We start from the raw sequence: 2,003 nt of genomic DNA on the forward strand, positions 1-2,003 counted from the left end.
CCGGGTTCCCCGCCCGGGGGCCGTTGCGCTCTCGACGAAATCCGCAGCGACCGCCACCCCCATTACCCGCGGGTACGGACGATCGCCCGGTCTCACACACCGGCCCCGCGTCCCGCCTCCCGTCAACAAGTGCGAAGATGGGTTCTCGGCAGGACAGGGCCCCCACCACAGGGCCGAACTAAAAGCGGCCGAACACCAGCCGCCGCCCGGTCATCGGAGACCGGCGACCGGCGCACATGCATGGAGGACGTGACGTGGCGAACGACGCCAGCACCGTTTTCGACCTAGTGATCCTCGGCGGCGGTAGCGGCGGTTACGCCGCGGCGCTGCGCGGAGCGCAGCTGGGCCTGGACGTCGCACTGATCGAGAAGAACAAGCTCGGCGGCACCTGCCTGCACAACGGCTGCATCCCCACGAAGGCCCTGCTCCACGCCGGCGAGGTCGCCGACCAGGCGCGCGAGGCGGAGCAGTTCGGTGTCAAGGCCTCCTTCGAGGGCATCGACATCAAGGCCGTGCACAAGTACAAGGACGACGTGATCTCGGGCCTGTACAAGGGTCTGCAGGGTCTCGTCGCCTCCCGCAAGGTGACCTACATCGAGGGTCACGGCCGGCTCTCCTCCCCGACCTCCGTCGACGTGGACGGTCGTCGCGTCGAGGGTCGTCACATCCTCCTGGCCACCGGCTCCGTGCCGAAGTCGCTGCCCGGCCTGGAGATCGACGGCAACCGGATCATCTCCTCGGACCACGCGCTGACCCTGGACCGTGTCCCGGAGTCCGCGATCATCCTCGGCGGCGGTGTCATCGGCGTCGAGTTCGCGTCCGCGTGGAAGTCCTTCGGCACCGACGTCACGGTCATCGAGGGCCTGAAGCACCTGGTCCCGGTCGAGGACGAGAACAGCTCCAAGCTTCTTGAGCGCGCCTTCCGCAAGCGCGGCATCAAGTTCAACCTCGGCACGTTCTTCCAGTCCGCCGAGTACACCGACAACGGCGTCAAGGTCACCCTGGCCGACGGCAAGACCTTCGAGGCGGAGGTCCTGCTCGTCGCCATCGGCCGCGGCCCCGTCTCGGCCGGCCTCGGCTACGAGGAGCAGGGCGTCGCCATGGACCGCGGCTACGTCCTCGCCGACGAGTACATGCGCACCAACGTGCCGACGATCTCGGCCGTGGGCGACCTCGTCCCGACGCTCCAGCTCGCCCACGTGGGCTTCGCCGAGGGCATCCTGGTGGCGGAGCGGCTGGCCGGACTGAAGACCGTTCCGATCGACTACGACGGCGTGCCCCGGGTGACGTACTGCCACCCCGAGGTCGCCTCCGTCGGCATCACCGAGGCCAAGGCCAAGGAGATCTACGGCGCGGACAAGGTCGTCGCCCTGAAGTACAACCTCGCGGGCAACGGCAAGAGCAAGATCCTCAAGACCGCGGGCGAGATCAAGCTCGTCCAGGTCAAGGACGGTGCCGTGGTCGGCGTCCACATGGTCGGTGACCGCATGGGCGAGCAGGTCGGCGAAGCGCAGCTGATCTACAACTGGGAGGCGCTGCCGGCCGAGGTCGCGCAGCTCATCCACGCCCACCCGACGCAGAACGAGGCGCTCGGCGAGGCCCACCTGGCCCTCGCAGGAAAGCCCCTCCACTCCCACGACTGACCCAGTCGACCGGGCGCGACGACCACTTACCGCACCTCCCCCGCTCGGCGCGCCGCGCGAGCCGGGGAGACCCCACCGTTAGGAGCAACTGAAACCATGTCGGTTTCCGTAACCCTGCCGGCGCTCGGCGAGAGCGTCACCGAGGGCACCGTCACCCGCTGGCTCAAGGCCGAGGGCGAGCGCGTCGAGGCCGACGAGCCGCTGCTCGAGGTGTCGACCGACAAGGTCGACACCGAGATCCCCGCCCCCGCCTCGGGCATCCTCGCCTCCATCAAGGTCGCCGAGGACGAGACCGTCGAGGTCGGCGCCGAGCTGGCGATCATCGACGACGGCTCGGGCGCCCCCGCGGCCGAGTCCGCC

2 protein-coding genes are annotated in these 2,003 nt (G+C 69.2%); both read left to right on the top strand.

Annotated elements, in window-relative coordinates; genetic code table 11:
• The first annotated feature begins 254 nt into the window (after positions 1–254).
• Complete coding sequence (gene lpdA / locus EAO71_RS11835) at positions 255–1,643, top strand: dihydrolipoyl dehydrogenase (protein ID WP_147977686.1); 1,389 nt, start codon at positions 255–257, stop codon at positions 1,641–1,643.
• Between the two features lie 96 nt (positions 1,644–1,739).
• Positions 1,740–2,003 (top strand): biotin/lipoyl-containing protein (locus EAO71_RS38710; protein WP_315986591.1); only part of this gene is annotated, 264 nt, incomplete at its 3' end.

Source organism: Streptomyces sp. MS191 (assembly GCF_008042125.1).
In the GTDB taxonomy this organism is placed as follows: domain Bacteria; phylum Actinomycetota; class Actinomycetes; order Streptomycetales; family Streptomycetaceae; genus Streptomyces.